Annotated in this window: 14 protein-coding genes; 13 read left to right on the top strand and 1 reads right to left on the bottom strand. The window is 41.7% G+C overall.

Annotated features, from left to right (window positions below; translation table 11 throughout):
* The first annotated feature begins 286 nt into the window (after positions 1-286).
* The 5 genes from accD (at position 287) to MHB79_RS13135 (ending at position 5,707) form a co-directional block, all read left to right on the top strand.
* Positions 287-1,162 (top strand): acetyl-CoA carboxylase, carboxyltransferase subunit beta, encoded by an 876-nt coding sequence (gene accD / locus MHB79_RS13155; protein WP_034661853.1) that lies wholly within the window; start codon positions 287-289, stop codon positions 1,160-1,162.
* Positions 1,147-2,124, top strand: coding sequence for an acetyl-CoA carboxylase carboxyl transferase subunit alpha (gene accA / locus MHB79_RS13150; protein WP_003216264.1), 978 nt, complete (start codon positions 1,147-1,149; stop codon positions 2,122-2,124). Before accD ends, accA begins: the two co-directional genes overlap by 16 nt.
* A 342-nt stretch (positions 2,125-2,466) precedes the next feature.
* Entirely contained in the window at positions 2,467-3,426 is a 960-nt protein-coding gene (gene pfkA / locus MHB79_RS13145) for a 6-phosphofructokinase (RefSeq protein WP_012010865.1), read from the top strand.
* Between the two features lie 27 nt (positions 3,427-3,453).
* Positions 3,454-5,214, top strand: coding sequence for a pyruvate kinase (gene pyk, locus MHB79_RS13140; RefSeq protein ID WP_003216573.1), 1,761 nt, complete (start codon positions 3,454-3,456; stop codon positions 5,212-5,214).
* A gap of 103 nt (positions 5,215-5,317) precedes the next feature.
* Positions 5,318-5,707: an FxsA family protein gene (locus MHB79_RS13135; RefSeq protein WP_003216718.1), complete on the top strand. Its 390-nt coding sequence runs from the start codon at positions 5,318-5,320 to the stop codon at positions 5,705-5,707.
* A gap of 25 nt (positions 5,708-5,732) precedes the next feature.
* Here MHB79_RS13135 and ytvI read toward each other — a convergent pair whose 3' ends face one another.
* Complete coding sequence (gene ytvI / locus MHB79_RS13130) at positions 5,733-6,851, bottom strand: sporulation integral membrane protein YtvI (protein WP_212046207.1); 1,119 nt, start codon at positions 6,849-6,851, stop codon at positions 5,733-5,735.
* A gap of 100 nt (positions 6,852-6,951) precedes the next feature.
* On the opposite strand from ytvI, the gene MHB79_RS13125 reads away from it, so the two are divergent.
* The 8 genes from MHB79_RS13125 to mutM all read left to right on the top strand — a co-directional run bounded on the left by MHB79_RS13125 (position 6,952) and on the right by mutM (position 17,711).
* A complete protein-coding gene (locus tag MHB79_RS13125) occupies positions 6,952-7,416 on the top strand; it encodes a DUF441 domain-containing protein (protein WP_044139290.1) in 465 nt (154 codons plus the stop codon).
* A 375-nt stretch (positions 7,417-7,791) separates the two neighbouring features.
* The gene (citZ, locus tag MHB79_RS13120; RefSeq protein WP_008346063.1) at positions 7,792-8,910 is read left to right on the top strand and encodes a citrate synthase; all 1,119 of its coding nucleotides are present in this window, start codon (positions 7,792-7,794) and stop codon (positions 8,908-8,910) included.
* Positions 8,911-9,059: 149 nt separating this feature from the next.
* Positions 9,060-10,331: an NADP-dependent isocitrate dehydrogenase gene (icd, locus tag MHB79_RS13115; protein ID WP_003216780.1), complete on the top strand. Its 1,272-nt coding sequence runs from the start codon at positions 9,060-9,062 to the stop codon at positions 10,329-10,331.
* Positions 10,332-10,365: 34 nt separating this feature from the next.
* The gene (gene mdh, locus MHB79_RS13110; RefSeq protein WP_003216833.1) at positions 10,366-11,304 is read left to right on the top strand and encodes a malate dehydrogenase; all 939 of its coding nucleotides are present in this window, start codon (positions 10,366-10,368) and stop codon (positions 11,302-11,304) included.
* A gap of 187 nt (positions 11,305-11,491) precedes the next feature.
* The gene (locus MHB79_RS13105; RefSeq protein ID WP_050943592.1) at positions 11,492-12,220 is read left to right on the top strand and encodes a response regulator transcription factor; all 729 of its coding nucleotides are present in this window, start codon (positions 11,492-11,494) and stop codon (positions 12,218-12,220) included.
* On the top strand, positions 12,213-13,955 hold the full coding sequence (gene pnpS, locus MHB79_RS13100; protein ID WP_106029038.1) for a two-component system histidine kinase PnpS: 1,743 nt from the start codon (positions 12,213-12,215) through the stop codon (positions 13,953-13,955). The genes MHB79_RS13105 and pnpS overlap by 8 nt, the downstream gene beginning before the upstream one ends.
* Positions 13,956-14,209: 254 nt before the next feature.
* Positions 14,210-16,849, top strand: coding sequence for a DNA polymerase I (polA, locus tag MHB79_RS13095; protein ID WP_050943594.1), 2,640 nt, complete (start codon positions 14,210-14,212; stop codon positions 16,847-16,849).
* Positions 16,850-16,877: 28 nt separating this feature from the next.
* The gene (gene mutM / locus MHB79_RS13090) at positions 16,878-17,711 is read left to right on the top strand and encodes a DNA-formamidopyrimidine glycosylase (protein WP_003216358.1); all 834 of its coding nucleotides are present in this window, start codon (positions 16,878-16,880) and stop codon (positions 17,709-17,711) included.
* Positions 17,712-17,818: the final 107 nt, after the last annotated feature.

Genomic DNA, 17,818 nt, shown 5'->3' with positions numbered 1-17,818 from the left:
ACGTTCTTTCTGAAATTGGAGGAAAGACGTGCACCATTTCCTCTCATACGCGAAAATTTTTTCATCCGGAATGATATTTTTTTGTAGACGTTCACAATTCACATATATCAACTGCTCAGCGCCCCAAACACATACTCATTTCTCATCAATTCCCCACTGAAAAAATTGAATGAAGGATGACAGCGTTTGACAAAAAAAGTACAATAGTTTCGGTACAGTTATGACATGTCCTATAATAGTGGATGTGCGTGTAAAGAAAAAACCCTTCAAAAAGGGAGGTAGTCATTTGTCAATCAAAAATATTTTCAGTAAAAAGAAAAAATATGCATCTGTACCCTCTGAACAGGCAAGTCAAGATGTGCCTGAAGGCATCATGACCAAATGTCCGCAATGTAAAAAAATAATGCTCACCAAAGAACTAGATAAAAATTTACGTGTTTGCATGAATTGCGGTAGACATTTGCAAATGAATGCAAAACAGCGTATTGACAGCCTTGTTGACGAAGGCACATTTGAAGAATTTAACGGGCACCTGATCTCAGAAAACCCGCTCGGATTCCCAGGCTACGAAGAAAAGCTTGAGAAAGACAGAGAAAAAACGTCTTTGAATGAAGCCATTGTCACAGGTCAAGGTGAAATTGAAGGCCAGCGTGCTGTGATCGCTGTCATGGATGCCACATTCCGTATGGGCAGCATGGGCTCAGTTGTTGGTGAAAAGATCACACTTGCGATCGAGAAAGCAAAAGCGGACAAGGTGCCATTTATCATCTTTACTGCATCAGGCGGAGCGAGAATGCAAGAGGGGATCCTCAGTCTTATGCAGATGGCAAAAACAAGCTCAGCATTAAAGCTGTTCAGCGAGGATCAAGGTTTGATTATCTCTGTGATGACGAACCCAACAACTGGCGGTGTATCAGCTAGTTTCGCGTCTCTTGGTGATTACAACTTTGCAGAACCTGGTGCTTTAATTGGGTTTGCAGGTCGTAGAATCATTGAACAAACCATTCGTGAAGACCTGCCAGAGGACTTCCAAACGGCTGAATTTTTAATGAAGCATGGTCAATTGGATGCTGTCATTCATCGTGCAGAGATGAAAGAAACACTAGGCCGAATCTTAGCATTACACAGCACAGGAGGTGAACGAGAGTGGCTGGAGAACTAGAATTTGAAAAACCTGTCATTGAACTTCGAGCGAAAATTGATGAACTGAAAAAGTTCACACAAAACTCAGAAATGGATTTAAGTGCAGAAATTGAGCGTCTTGAAACACGTCTGAGCAAACTTGAAGCAGACATTTATACAAATTTAAAACCATGGGACAGAGTACAGATTGCTCGTCATGCGATGCGCCCAACAACTCTCGATTACATTCAAGAGCTGTTTGACAACTTTTTCGAGTGTCACGGTGACCGTTTTTATGGCGATGATGAAGCGATCGTTGGAGGAATTGCCACGTTTAAAGGGCTTCCTGTCACGGTGATTGGCCATCAGCGCGGTAAAGATACAAAAGAAAACTTGCGCCGTAATTTCGGAATGCCTCATCCAGAAGGCTACCGTAAAGCGCTGCGCTTGATGAAACAAGCAGATAAATTTAATCGCCCGATCATTTGCTTTATTGATACAAAAGGAGCTTATCCTGGTAAAGCAGCTGAAGAACGCGGGCAAAGTGAAGCAATTGCGAAAAACCTATTCGAAATGGCAGGACTTCGTGTACCGGTTGTCTGTATTGTCATTGGAGAAGGCGGAAGTGGCGGCGCACTAGGCTTAGGCGTAGGAAACCACCTATACATGCTAGAGAATTCAACGTATTCAGTGATTTCACCTGAAGGTGCAGCAGCACTGCTCTGGAAGGACTCATCACTTGCGAAAAAAGCTGCAGAATCAATGAAAATTACGGCTCCAGACCTAAAAGAATTAGATATTATAGATGATGTTATTAAAGAAGTGCAAGGTGGAGCACACCGAGACGTGAAACAACAAGCAGCCTACATTGAAAAAACATTAAAACAGTCACTTACATCTTTGCTCAAACTAACACCTGAAGAACTAGTCGAACAAAGATATCAAAAATACAAAGCAATCGGGAAAGTATCGGTTGAAAATCAATATATTGGGGTAAACTAAATAAACGTACAGCCTTTTTGGCTGGCGTTTATTTTTTTTCATCCTTTTTCATGAAAACCGACCTCATGTAAGCGCTATTTGAAAATAATTTTCTTTTGTTTTCATAAAGTTTGAAACGTCTGAAAACCCTGATACGGTGGGCTTTAGAAGGCTGGATCTTCCTCGCTTTTGAAAGAATTGCTTTCATGACTTTCTTAACTTTTGTTTAAAAACGGTTTATTTAATTGTATAATAAGTACGGTTTTAGAAATACGTATTGAAAACATCTGGTTTTGCTCATGATTGTTTTCAAGCAGTGGAAATGGTATGTTTAATTCATATATGGTCTCTGAGGTGAAAAAGATGAAGCGTATAGGAGTTTTAACGAGCGGTGGGGATTCCCCAGGAATGAATGCAGCTGTGCGCGCAGTTGTAAGGAAAGCGATTTACCATAATGTTGAAGTTTACGGTATTTATAATGGATATTCAGGTCTAATTAACGGTAAAATTGAGAAACTTGAAATAGGTTCAGTTGGCGATATCATTCATCGTGGAGGAACAAAACTTTACACGGCAAGATGCCCTGAATTCAAGACAGTTGAAGGTCGTGAAAAAGGCATTGAGAACTTAAAAAAATTCGGTATTGAAGGACTTGTTGTGATTGGCGGAGACGGTTCATTCATGGGAGCGAAGAAATTAACTGAGCTCGGTTTTCCATGTGTAGGTGTCCCGGGTACAATCGACAACGATATCCCAGGTACTGATTTCACTATTGGCTTTGATACAGCACTGAATACAGTCATTGACGCCATTGATAAAATTCGTGATACAGCCACATCTCATGAACGTACATACGTAGTGGAAGTAATGGGAAGACATGCTGGTGATATTGCTCTTTGGTCAGGTCTTGCAGGCGGAGCCGAATCTATTTTGATTCCTGAAGCAGACTATGACATGGATGAAATTATCGCGAGATTAAGAAGAGGGCACGAGCGCGGCAAGAAGCACAGTATCATCATCGTCGCAGAAGGCGTAGGCAGCGGTGTTGAATTTGGTAAGCGGATTGAAGAGGAGACAAGCCTTGAAACCCGTGTATCTGTCTTAGGACATATTCAGCGCGGAGGTTCTCCAAGCGCATTTGACCGAGTACTCGCAAGCCGTTTAGGAGCATACGCAGTAGAACTTCTTCTTGAAGGAAAAGGCGGACGCTGTGTGGGCATTCAAAGCAACGAACTCGTTCACCACGATATTTTAGATATCTTAGATAAAAAACATACAGTCGATCAAAATATGTACCGACTTTCACAAGAGCTCTCTATATAATACGAGAAGACCTTAGGAGGAACAGTAATGAGAAAGACAAAAATCGTTTGTACAATCGGTCCAGCAAGTGAAACTATTGAAAAGCTGACTGAATTGATTGAAGCAGGAATGAATGTAGCCAGACTAAACTTCTCTCATGGAGATTTTGAAGAGCATGGTGCACGCATTGAAAACATTCGTAAAGCAGGTAAAACATTAGGCAAGGACATTGCGATCCTTCTTGATACAAAAGGTCCAGAGATCCGTACACGCACAGTTGAAAACGGCTCAATTGAGCTAGTCGCTGGTGCAGATCTTATCGTAAGTATGGAAGACATTGTTGGAAATACGGAAAAAATTAGTGTGACGTATGAAGAGTTAATTCATGATGTAGAAGTAGGCTCAACGATTCTATTAGATGATGGTCTTATTGGTTTAGAAGTGAAAGAAATTAACATGGACCGCAAAGAAATCGTCACAAAGGTCATGAATACAGGCACGCTCAAAAACAAAAAAGGTGTAAACGTACCAGGTGTAAGTGTGAACCTGCCAGGTATTACAGAAAAGGATGCCAATGATATTCTGTTCGGAGTTGAACAAGGCGTCGATTTCATCGCAGCTTCTTTTGTGAGACGAGCTTCTGATGTTCTTGAAATTCGTGAGCTTCTTGAAAAGAATAACGCGGCTGACATTCAAATCATTCCTAAGATTGAAAACCAAGAGGGTGTTGATAACATCGATGAAATCCTTGAGGTATCAGACGGTTTGATGGTTGCACGTGGAGATCTTGGTGTAGAGATCCCGGCAGAAGAAGTACCACTTGTTCAAAAAATGCTGATCAAAAAATGCAATCGCTTAGGCAAACCAGTCATCACAGCGACCCAAATGCTTGATAGCATGCAGCGTAATCCTCGTCCAACTCGTGCGGAAGCAAGTGACGTGGCAAATGCCATTTTTGATGGCACAGATGCGATTATGCTTTCTGGTGAAACAGCAGCAGGAACATATCCAGTAGAAGCTGTACAAACGATGCATAACATTGCATCACGTTCAGAAGATGCACTCAACTATAAAGCCATTCTTTCTCGCAGAAGCGAAGAAGTAGATGTCAGCATTACAGATGCCATCGGTCAATCTGTTGCACATACAGCGATGAAGCTTGACGTTGCAGCGATTGTGACACCTACGGAAAGCGGTCATACAGCGAGAATGATTTCAAAATATAGACCAAAAGCACCAATCGTAGCAGTTACAGCAAACGAATCAGTTGCGAGAAAGCTATCTCTTGTATTCGGTGTATTTGCAAAGAGCGGCTCAAAAACGACGTCTACTGATGAAATGCTTGAGAATGCAGTCGAGAAATCGATTGAAACAGGCTACGTGAGACATGGCGATTTAATCGTTATTACAGCTGGTGTGCCAGTTGGTGAAACAGGTACAACAAACTTAATGAAAGTTTATGTTGTCGGTGACATCATTGCGAAAGGTCAAGGAATTGGCCGTAAATCTGCATTTGGACCGGTTGTCATTGCGCAAAGCGGAAAAGAAGCAGAGGAAAAAATGTATGATGGTGCAATTCTTGTTGCAAACTGTACAGACCGTGATATGATGGGTGCTTTAGAAAAAGCATCTGCCCTGATCACTGAAGAAGGCGGACTAACAAGCCATGCAGCAGTCGTTGGACTTAGCCTTGGCATTCCAGTGATTGTAGGTCTTGACAGCGCAACAACACTGCTAAAAGAAGGCGAAGAGATTACAGTAGATCCGGCACGCGGAGCGATCTACAAAGGCCGTGCAAGCGTCCTTTAATTGATACACACGAGGGGAGTTGTCTGACTCCTCTCTTTTTTTATGTTACACTAAAAAAGTAAAACAGCTTTCGGGTGAAAGATACCCCATGAGGTGATATGGCTTGAAAAAATATTTGCTACTATTATTGATCCTGTTCCCTGCCGTGGAAATCAGTTTATTTTTAATATCAAGTAAAATCATTGGCATTTTGCCAACGATGCTGATGATCGTACTCACGAGTGCATTAGGTGCTTATTTTGCAAGAAAACAAGGAATCGAAGCTTTTCAAAAAGTGCAAAGAGATTTACAATATGGCAAAATGCCAGGGGTAGCGATTGTCGATGGTTTTTGCATTCTAATCGGCGGTCTGCTGCTACTCATTCCCGGCTTCTTATCAGATATCATCGGTGCGCTGCTGCTCATTCCGATGACGAGAAAGCAAATCAAGCCGCTTTTTGAACGCTGGCTTAGAAACATGTCTAATCGCAGTCGCTATACAATTATTCGCTAAAGAGACCTTGAGCTGAAGGTCTCTTTTACTTTTGCATGCCGTACCGAATGTACTGATAGATATCCCTGAAAACACCTGCATTACGAAATGCTTGCCACACGACAAGGGAAGCAGGGCCAATGACGAGTCCGAGGAAACCCAACCATTTTAACCCGACAAATAGCGCCACAAGCGTGGCTAAAGGATTAAGCCCAATGGATTTGCTTAAGACTTTTGGCTCTGATATTTGTCTTTGAATGAGCACGACAATATACAAAATGCCGAGCCCGATGGCGAGTGAAAGGTTTCCTGTCATGGCGGAGTAAATGATCCACGGCAGAAAAACGGTGCCGCTCCCGATATAAGGAAGTAAATCGACAAACCCAATACATAAAGCAATGACAAGGGCGTGCTCGACTTTTAAGATGATCAGTCCAATGATGACGAGGCCGATGGTCATCGCAACAAGCAAAAGCTGCGCCTTCATAAAACCGGTAATGGCTTTTTTGATTTCAGATAAAATGGCTCGTGTATGCTGCATCCATTTTGCGGGAAAGATACGAGAGCCATATTTTTTTAATGTAAACCAATCTTTCGTGATAAAAAAAGTCGCCAGTGCAGAAAACAAAAGGGTTGCGGCTGCATCAGGCAAAAGACCTAAAAAAGCCGGGATGAGCTCGAGTGTTTTTGAAAGAAAAGTCCCTATTTTTGCGGCAGCTTCATCGCCTAGCGCTTGGATTTGTCCCAAAATCGATTCCTTTTGACCAGCTTGAAGTGTATTAAATTGGGCGGTTACATCATGGTACAAAGGCAGGATCTTATCTGTAAAAAACTGTTCCACAATCCCAATCATGCGATCAAGGTGACCAGGCAGAACCTTTGCCAAATAAGCACTTCCTGAAATGATTTCTGCTACTAAGAGTGTGATGAAACCGGCTGCTACTACTAAAAAGAGCAGTAGTACAATGACGACAACAAATCCTCTCGGCATTCCGGTGATCTCTTCTATTTTGCATACAGCAGGGTGAATCAGGCAGGATACAATAAGTGCAATCCAAAAAGGATATAAAAAAGGAAAAGACTGATATAAAAAGACAACCGCAAATACAGCAATGCTGATCATCATCAAACTTCGTAGAAAAATGGCCATATAGGTGTGATTCACACAATCCCCTCCAAAAAACAAGCATGTCCGATACTTCATTTTATTCAAAAAGATTAGTAATATGAAAAGGTCGCAATAAAAAGAAAGGAAGGGGCGGCGTATGTTTACTCAAGCAAATTTATTTTTGGTTCTTTTACTCGTTATTGCACTTATTGCAAAAAACAATTCATTAATTTTAGCGGTTTCTGTGCTCATTGGGATTAAGCTGATTGGTTTGGATCAAAAAATTTTCCCAGTTCTTCAATCGAAGGGCATCAATTGGGGCGTCACCGTCATTACAATTGCTGTGCTTGTTCCTATTGCAACAGGTGACATTGGATTTAAGCAGCTTGGAGAAGCCATGAAATCTTCTTATGCTTGGATTGCACTTGGAGCGGGTATATTAGTAGCATTAATCGCAAAAAATGGTATTGTGCTACTCGAAAATGATCCGCATATCACAGCAGCGCTTGTGTTCGGGACGATTTTGGCAGTCAGCTTATTTAAAGGGGTAGCTGTCGGTCCGCTGATCGGAGCAGGAATTGCTTATTTGGCGATGCAGGCTGTGAAATTTTTCAGCGGTTGAAAAGAGAGTGGTTCATGCCACTTTCTTTTTTATTTTTTTCTTGCGTGAGCTTTTGCAAAAAAACATAATTAAATATAATAAAAGAAGCAAAATCCCTTTATTCCATGCCTGATATGGAAGACTGGAAAAAAAAATATCAAAAAAAATTATAGTTAAACATTTAACAAATGTCTGATTATTGTTTATAATGGGAATAGGCTTAATTTTGAACTCATTGATCACACAAGAGATATGAGGCTAAAAGCGCTCTAACCGTATAGGTAAATGTAAGCATTTTCTTTTTTGAACCTGCCGACTTATTCGGATTGGATAGCGCTTTCAAAAAGCGAGAATTCTGCAACGAAGGGGAATCTTTTTAAAAAGGGGAGATTGAACATGACAGCAACAAGAGGTCTTGAAGGTATCGTGGCAACAACTTCATCCGTAAGCTCAATTATTGATGATACTCTTACTTATGTAGGGTACAATATCGATGATTTAACTGAAAAAGCTACATTCGAAGAAATTGTCTACCTGTTATGGCACTTAAAGCTGCCGAATGAGCAAGAGCTGAGTGAGTTAAAACAGCAGCTCAACGAAAATGCTCACATTCCGCAAGAAATCATTGAGCACTTTAAATCGTATTCGCTGGATGGGGTTCATCCAATGTCTGCGATTCGTACAGCGGTATCCTTACTAGGATTACTTGATGACGAATCAGAGATTATGGACAAAGAAGCAAATTACAGAAAAGCCATTCGCTTACAGGCGAAAATTTCTGGACTAGTCGCTGCGTTTTCACGCATTCGTAAGGGACTTGAGCCTGTACAGCCAAAAGAAGAATACAGCTATGCTGCGAACTTCTTGTATATGCTAAATGGCGAAGAGCCGTCACCAGTAGAAATTGAGGCAATTGATAAGGCACTCATTCTACATGCGGATCATGAATTAAACGCATCGACATTTACAGCGCGTGTATGTGTTGCTACACTATCAGATATCTACTCTGGTGTAACAGCGGCTATCGGTGCGCTGAAAGGACCACTTCATGGCGGAGCCAACGAAGGCGTGATGAAGATGCTTTCAGAAATTGGCGAAGTTGAAAACGTAGATTCCTATATTCATGGTAAGCTAGAGAAGAAAGAAAAAATTATGGGCTTTGGCCACCGCGTATACCGTCAAGGTGACCCGCGTGCAAAGCATCTTAAAGAAATGAGCCAGCGTTTAACAAACCTGACTGGCGAGCCGAAATGGTATGAAATGTCTGTTCGCGCAGAGGAAATCGTGACATCAGAGAAAAATCTTCCACCAAATGTTGATTTTTATTCTGCATCTGTATATCACAGTCTTGGGATTGATCATGACTTGTTTACACCAATTTTCGTGATCAGCCGATTCTCTGGATGGATTGCTCACATTTTAGAGCAGTATGACAACAATCGTCTCATCCGTCCAAGAGCTGACTACATTGGACCTGATCTTCAAACGTTTGTTCCGATCAGTGAAAGAGACTAATGTTTATAGAATAAGCGGGGGCTGATCCTCACGAAGGCCAATCAGCCTCTAGATCAACAAAAAACGAATCACGTGAAAAACTTCTTCGCTTGCAGACATCAAGCCAAGAAGTTTCAAATATTCACTACATAACCTGGGAGGTAATATCATTGTCACAAGGCGAAAAAATTACAGTTACTGGCGGCGTATTGAATGTACCAAATAATCCAATCATCCCGTTTATCGAAGGGGACGGAATCGGTCCTGACATTTGGAAAGCAGCATCAAGAGTACTTGAAGCCGCTGTAGAAAAAGCATATAAAGGTGAAAAGCAAATCACTTGGAAAGAAGTATATGCCGGTGAGAAAGCTTACAATAAAACTGGAGAATGGCTTCCTGAGCAAACACTTGAAGACATTCGTGAATACTTAATCGCAATCAAAGGACCACTGACAACACCAATCGGCGGAGGAATCCGTTCATTAAACGTGGCACTTAGACAAGAGCTTGATCTATTCACATGCTTACGTCCAGTTCGCTGGTTCAAAGGCGTACCGTCTCCTGTGAAACGTCCAGAAGACACAGATATGGTCATCTTCCGTGAGAATACAGAAGATATCTATGCTGGTATCGAGTATGCACAAGGATCAGACGAAGTGAAGAAGTTAATTGACTTCTTGAAAAACGAATTAGGTGTAAACAAAATCCGTTTCCCAGAAACATCAGGTATCGGAATCAAGCCAGTTTCTGAAGAAGGAACTTCTCGCCTTGTCAGAGCGGCTATCCAATATGCAATCGACCAAGGCCGTAAGTCTGTGACACTTGTTCACAAAGGAAACATCATGAAATTCACAGAAGGTGCCTTCAAAAACTGGGGCTACGAAGTGGCTGAAAAAGAGTTTGGCGACAAGGTCTTTACATGGGCACAATATGATCGTATTGTAGAACAAGATGGAAAAGATGCGGCAAATAAAGCGCAAAGTGAAGCAGAAGCTGCTGGCAAAATTATTGTCAAAGACAGCATTGCAGATATTTTCCTTCAACAAATCCTAACTCGTCCAGCTGAGTTCGATGTTGTGGCAACAATGAACTTAAACGGAGATTACATCTCTGATGCTCTTGCAGCACAAGTAGGTGGAATTGGTATCGCACCAGGTGCGAACATCAACTACGAAACAGGACACGCTATTTTTGAAGCGACTCACGGAACAGCACCAAAATATGCTGGTCTTGATAAAGTGAACCCATCTTCTGTTCTTCTATCAGGCGTGCTTTTACTTGAGCACCTTGGCTGGCAGGAAGCAGCTGATCTAGTGATTCAATCTGTTGAAAATACAATTGCATCAAAAGTCGTCACTTACGATTTTGCTAGATTAATGGATGGCGCAACAGAAGTGAAATGTTCTGAGTTTGCTGACGAGCTCATCAAAAACTTGTCTTGATTCTTAAACTTTAAAGTTAAAGGGGAAAAAGGAAATGGCAAACAAGCGTAAAAAAGTATCTGTTATCGGAGCAGGCTTTACTGGAGCAACTACAGCATTTCTAACGGCTCAAAAAGAATTAGCGGACGTCGTATTAGTCGATATCCCGCAGCTTGAGAACCCAACAAAAGGGAAAGCACTTGATATGCTGGAAGCAAGTCCTGTTCAAGGCTTCGATGCAAACATTACAGGAACTTCTAACTACGAAGATACAGCCGGTTCTGATGTCGTGGTCATTACGGCGGGAATTGCAAGAAAGCCGGGAATGAGCCGTGACGATCTCGTGTCAACAAATGAAAAAATCATGCGCAGTGTGACACGCGAAATCGTTAAATATTCTCCAGAAACAATCATTGTTGTATTAACAAACCCTGTTGATGCAATGACGTATGCAGTTTATAAAGAATCAGGATTACCAAAAGAAAAAGTCATTGGACAATCGGGCATTCTTGATACAGCACGTTTCCGTACGTTCGTTGCTCAAGAATTAAACCTATCTGTTAAAGACGTGACGGGCTTTGTGCTTGGTGGACATGGCGATGACATGGTTCCTCTTGTTCGTTACTCTTATGCAGGCGGTATCCCGCTTGAAACTTTGATTCCTAAAGAGCGAATTGATGCAATTGTTGAAAGAACAAGAAAAGGCGGCGGCGAAATCGTGAACCTATTAGGTAACGGTAGTGCATATTATGCTCCTGCTGCTTCACTAGTTGAAATGGTTGAGGCGATCCTTAAAGATCAGCGCCGCGTCATGCCGACGATTGCTTACCTTGAAGGTGAATATGGCTACGAAGGCATTTACCTAGGTGTACCAACAATCGTAGGTGGAAACGGCCTTGAGCAGATCATCGAGCTTGAGCTGACAGAAGAAGAAAGAAGTCAGCTTGACCGTTCTGTTGAATCTGTTAAGAATGTCATGAAAGTATTGTCTTAATATGAATAAAAAAGAAGGCTTCTCTGATGAGGAGTCTTCTTTTTGTTTACAAAACAAATCTTGTCGAAATTTTAAATTGTTCTCTTGTTAAGCTTTAGTTAAAATGAAAGAGAAAGCATGACTTCTCGCTTTTCACATAAGATACAAAAAAACGGATGCAGGGGAAATCACTAATTGGAGGCACAACATGAATAAAAAAATATTAGTTGTGGATGATGAAGAATCGATTGTAACACTTCTAAGCTATAACCTCGAAAGAGCGGGCTATGATGTCGTCACAGCAAGAGACGGGGAAGAAGCACTTGAAAAAGCAGCAAGTGAACAGCCTGATCTCATTGTATTAGATTTAATGCTTCCGAAGATGGACGGCATTGAAGTGTGCAAACAACTGAGAATTCAAAAAATGATGTTCCCTATTTTAATGCTGACAGCAAAGGACGATGAATTTGATAAGGTGCTAGGTCTTGAGCTTGGGGCCGATGATTACATGACAAAGCCATTCAGTCCTAGAGAAGTGGGTGCTCGGGTAAAAGCCATCTTGAGAAGAGCACAGCAATCTCAGCCTACCCCCACGCAAGAGGAGAAGGAAGAGATCATTGCAGATCAAATCAAAATTGGTGAACTGCGTATTTTACCAGAACACTACGAAGTCTATTTCCAGGAAGAACGTCTAGAGCTGACGCCAAAAGAATTTGAACTGCTGCTTTATTTGGCGAAGCATAAAGGACGTGTCCTCACGCGTGATTTATTGCTAAGTGCCGTTTGGAATTATGACTTTGCAGGTGACACTCGTATTGTGGATGTCCATATTAGCCACTTGCGGGACAAAATTGAAAAGAACACGAAAAAACCAACATACATTAAAACGATTCGCGGCTTAGGCTACAAATTGGAGGAGCCAAAGTCAAATGAGTAAAATTAGAACCCGTCTGTTTTCGGGACTCATTTTTCTCCTTTTTATTGTGTTTGTGGCACTTGGTCTTTTCCTGGATCACATGTTCCATGTTTTCTATGAAACAAAATTAACGGAACGAATGGAAAAGGAATCGAGCTTTCTCCTGTCTTCTATGAATGGTGATGATTTAAAGGCGAAGCAAAACAAAGAGGTCCTCAATCAGGCAAAGCAGCATTTTGATATGAATGCGTCGATTGTGGATTTAAAGGGGAAGATCATACATACAACGGGTCAAGCAGAACAAAAGGCCGTCATTCAAAACACACTAAACAATGAACGTCTCCAAACAAAAGGGGTCGTTATTGACGATGAGAAGGATGCGCTGTTCCATTATGCTGTCCCGATCTTAAAACAAAACGAACCGGCGGGTTATTTATTTCTCCATGCGTCATACGAGCCTTTAAATGAAATTGACGGCCAGCTTTGGCTTGCCTTAGCCTTTTGTCTTGGCTCGGCGATTATCATTATCGTTTTCTTTGGGTACCGCATGTCGATGAAATATGTGAAACCAATTGATTATGCGACAAAGGTAGCTAAACAGCTAGAACGCGGGAACTATGATACGAATAATTATGAAGAGCTGATGATTGAAACAAGTGAACTGAATACTTCCATGAAGCGTTTGGCAGAAAGTCTTCAAGAAATGACAAGTGCTGGTGAAATGCAGAGAGACCGGCTGCAAACGGTCATTGAAAATATTGGAGCGGGGATTATATTGATTGATAAGATGGGGTATATCCACCTCGTCAATCGAACCTTCCGCAAGCAGTTTAAGGTGCAAAAGCACATTTACATGCACAAGCTGTATCACGAAGCGTTTACCCATGAAGAGATTATCGAATTAATTGACGAAATTTTCATGACAGAAACGAAGGTGCGGAAGTTTTTACGTCTAGCCGTTGACATTGAACGACGCTACTTCCAAGTGGATGGTGTACCCATTTTAAGTACAGACGATGAATGGAAAGGAATTGTCCTCGTGTTTCATGACGTGACAGAAACGAAGCAACTGGAGCAGATGCGAAAAGACTTTGTTGCCAATGTGTCTCATGAGTTAAAAACACCGATTACGTCGATTAAAGGATTTTCTGAAACCCTTCTTGATGGCGCGATTGATGACAAAGAAGCACTGACAGAATTCCTTTCTATCATTTTAAAAGAGAGTGTCCGTCTAGAAACATTGATTCAAGACTTACTTGATCTTTCTAAAATTGAGCAGCAGCAATTCAAGCTGAATATTCAAGAAGCCAATGCGACAGAAATCATCCAAGAGATTCAAGTGCTGTTAAAACAAAAGGCTACAGAAAAAGGCATTCAATTACACGTGCGTGTCCCGAAAGAACCGGTCTATGTCATGGCAGACCCGCTAAGGTTAAAGCAAATCTTCCTCAATCTCGTTAATAATGCCCTGACCTATACACCAGAGGGAGGAAGTGTCACCATCTCAGCAAGACCGAGAAAAGGTGCCTATGAATTTGATGTAGCAGATACAGGGATCGGTATGAAGAAAAGTGAGATTCCAAGAATATTTGAGAGATTTTATCGAATTGATAAAGATAGAAGCAGGAATTCAGGCGGTACAGGTCTTGGCCTTGCCATTGTCAAACACCTTGTGGAAGCGCATGAAGGAACAATTTCTGTCCGCAGCAAACAAGGTAAAGGAACGACTTTTACAGTGAGCCTGAAATCGACATAGAGAAAAAAGGAAAGTCACGTTAAAATTTACATGATCTTTACAATGAATTCATGTTTTGTTAAACATTCATTGATAGGATGAATAGGAACCCCTTCATCCAAGGAGCCAATTTTGGAAGGACGAAAACACTTGTTGTTTTCGTCCCTTTTTTATGCAGGCTCGACTATTTTCTTTTCAAAATAAACTTTGATAAAATGAAGATACAATGTGTGAAAGAGACGGCTGAGATGGCTCAGCCGATGGAGGATTAAAACATGACAGACAAAAAGAAATTAGTGTTAGTGGATGGAAACAGCCTCGCATATCGAGCCTTCTTTGCTTTGCCGCTATTATCAAATGATAAAGGCGTACATACAAATGCTATTTATGGCTTTGCGATGATTTTAATGAAAATGCTGGAGGACGAGAAGCCAACCCATATGCTCGTCGCATTTGATGCGGGAAAAACAACCTTCCGCCACGAGACATTTAAAGAATATAAAGGCGGAAGACAAAAAACCCCGCCAGAGCTATCAGAACAAATGCCATTCATCCGTGAACTATTAGATGCCTATCAGGTGAAAAGGTACGAGCTTCCTCAATATGAGGCAGATGATATTATCGGTACATTGGCTGTCGAGGCAGAAAAAAACGGCTTTGAAGTCAAAATTTTCTCAGGAGATAAAGACTTAACCCAGCTCTCAACAGATCATACGACAGTGGCTATTACGAAAAAAGGCATCACAGAAGTAGAATACTACACACCTGCTCATATTGAAGAGAAATATGGCCTGCGACCAGATCAAATCATTGATATGAAAGGGCTGATGGGAGATTCCTCAGATAATATCCCAGGCGTCCCAGGTGTAGGGGAAAAAACAGCCATTAAATTGTTAAAGCAGTTTGAAACAGTTGAGAACCTGCTTGAACATATTGATGAAGTGAGCGGGAAAAAGCTCAAAGAAAAGCTTGAAGAATATAAAGAACAAGCAGTCATGAGTAAAGAGCTGGCGACCATTCTCGTAGAAGCACCTATTGATGTGTCGAGCAAAGATCTTGCCTACGAAGGTCCACACATGGATCAAGTGATCTCTCTTTATAAAGAACTAGGCTTTCAAACCCTGCTAGAGCGTCTAGGAGAAGCACCAGAAACAGATGAACAGGTTGAAGTAGACGCATTAGAAGTGAAAAAAATGACAGCTGCAGGAGGCGACATGCTGACAGATCATGCAGCCCTTGTGGTAGAACAGCTTGGAGATAATTATCACGAAGCAGATTTGATCGGTTTTGCGATCCATAATGAAAATGGTGCGTTTTTTATGACGAAAGAAGATGCGCTTCAATCAGATGCATTTAAAGAATGGGTACAGGATGAAACGAAGAAAAAATGGGTCTTTGATTCAAAAAGAGCAGTTGTCGCTCTCAGATGGCATGATGTCGACCTAAAAGGTGTCGACAATGATGTTCTGCTCGCTTCCTACGTCGTCAACCCGCAGAAATCATACGAAGACGTCGCAAGTGTAGCGAAGGAATATGGTCTGAATATCGCTCTTTCTGATGAAAAAGTATACGGAAAAGGAGCAAAACAGGCGATTCCACCTGAAGATGAACTGAAAGGACATCTCGGACGAAAAGCAGCGGCGATCTCAGCCTTGCATGATTTAACACTAGAAGCATTAGAAAAAAATGATCAGCATGAACTATATGAAGATTTAGAGCTGCCGCTAGCACTCATCTTAGGCGAAATGGAATCTCTTGGAGTAAAGGTAGATATAAAGCGCCTAGAGAAAATGGGTGAAGAATTAACGAAAAAGCTCAAAGAATATGAAGAAACCATTCACCGCTTAGCAGGAGAAACGTTTAACATCAATTCTCCTAAACAGCTTGGTGTCATCCTTTTTGAAAAATTGGGTCTCCCGATTATCAAGAAGACAAAAACAGGCTATTCAACGTCTGCAGATGTGCTCGAAAAGCTTGAAGATAAGCATGAAATCATTCGATCCATTCTGCACTACAGACAAATTGGAAAGCTGCAATCGACCTATGTAGAAGGGTTAATGAAAGTAACGCGCAAGGATACCCATAAAGTGCATACAAGATTTAATCAAGCACTCACCCAAACAGGAAGATTAAGCTCAACAGATCCAAACCTTCAAAACATCCCGATTCGTTTAGAAGAAGGACGGAAAATTCGTCAAGCATTCGTTCCTTCAAAAGAAGGCTGGCTCATGTTTGCAGCTGACTATTCACAAATCGAGCTGCGTGTACTCGCTCATATTTCACAAGATGAGAATTTGATCGAAGCATTTACGAGGGACATGGACATTCACACGAAAACAGCGATGGATGTGTTCCATGTCTCAGAAGAAGAAGTGACTTCCGCTATGAGAAGACAAGCCAAGGCGGTAAATTTCGGTATTGTATACGGAATCAGCGACTATGGACTTTCTCAAAACCTTGGGATCACAAGAAAAGAAGCCGCCGCATTTATCGAGCGCTATTTAACAAGCTTTAAAGGCGTGAAAACCTATATGGAAGAAATCGTTCAGGAAGCGAAACAAAAAGGCTACGTCACGACGCTTCTTAAACGCAGACGGTATATCCCAGATATCACAAGCCGAAATTTTAATATCAAAAGCTTTGCAGAACGAACAGCCATGAACACACCGATCCAAGGCAGCGCAGCCGATATTATTAAAAAAGCGATGATTGATATGGCGCGAAGGCTCAAAGAAGAAAACCTGCAGACAAATCTTTTATTACAGGTGCACGATGAATTGATCTTTGAAGCGCCGAAAGAAGAAATCGCCATTCTTGAAAAGATTGTTCCTGAAGTCATGGAAAATGCACTTCAGCTTGATGTGCCGCTAAAAGTTGATTTTGCTTCAGGTCCATCTTGGTACGATGCGAAATAAATAATAGAGAGAAAAAGGAGCGAGGAGCATGCCGGAATTACCAGAAGTTGAAACCGTCCGGCGCACTCTCAAGCGGTTAGTCGAAGGAAAGACGATTGAAACGGTCGATATCAAATGGCCAAACATCATCAAACGTCCTGGGGAGCCGGAAGAGTTCGCAAGAAGATTGGTTGGAGAAACCATACAAACCATTGAAAGAAGAGGAAAGTTCCTCCTCTTTCATTTAGACCATTATGTGATGGTCTCCCATTTAAGGATGGAAGGGAAATATCGTGTACATGAAGCGCATGAGCCTTATGATAAACACGTACACGTCGTCTTTACGTTTACAGATGGGACGGAGCTTCGGTACCATGATGTGCGTAAATTTGGCACGATGCATTTATTTCAGCCGGGTGAAGAGGAAAGGGAACTCCCGCTATCACAGCTGGGATATGAACCATTCGATGAACAGTTTACTCCTGAGTATTTATGGGAGCAATTGAAAAAAACAACCCGCGTGGTCAAAACAGCACTGCTTGATCAAAAGATTGTCGTAGGACTTGGTAACATTTACGTAGATGAGGTCCTGTTTAAATCAGGGATTCATCCAGAAACGAAAGCGAATCAGCTCAGCCTGGAATCTTGCAAAGTGCTTCACAAACAGATCATCGATACGCTTCAGGTGGCGGTAGATGCGGGAGGAAGTACAATTCGTTCTTATATCAACTCACAAGGAGATATTGGCACATTTCAATTGCAGCTTCTTGTATATGACCGGCGGGGAGAGCCTTGCCAAACATGCGGAAGCATCATTGAGAAAACAGTAGTCGGAGGGCGCGGTACACACTTTTGTGTGACCTGCCAAAAACGTCCTCAATAAAGCTTAGCCATGAGCATGCTTCCTTTTTGCAATGCATACGATAAAAAACATTCATTTTTCAGCAAGGTGTAGACTGACACACAGCCCACCTGCTCTTCATATAGTGA

Origin of the sequence: Bacillus sp. FSL M7-0558 (assembly GCF_038003245.1) — a bacterium.
Taxonomy (GTDB): domain Bacteria; phylum Bacillota; class Bacilli; order Bacillales; family Bacillaceae; genus Bacillus; species Bacillus pumilus.
Note: the sequence above shows the minus strand (reverse complement) of the source record. Positions and strands in the feature narration are given on the sequence as shown.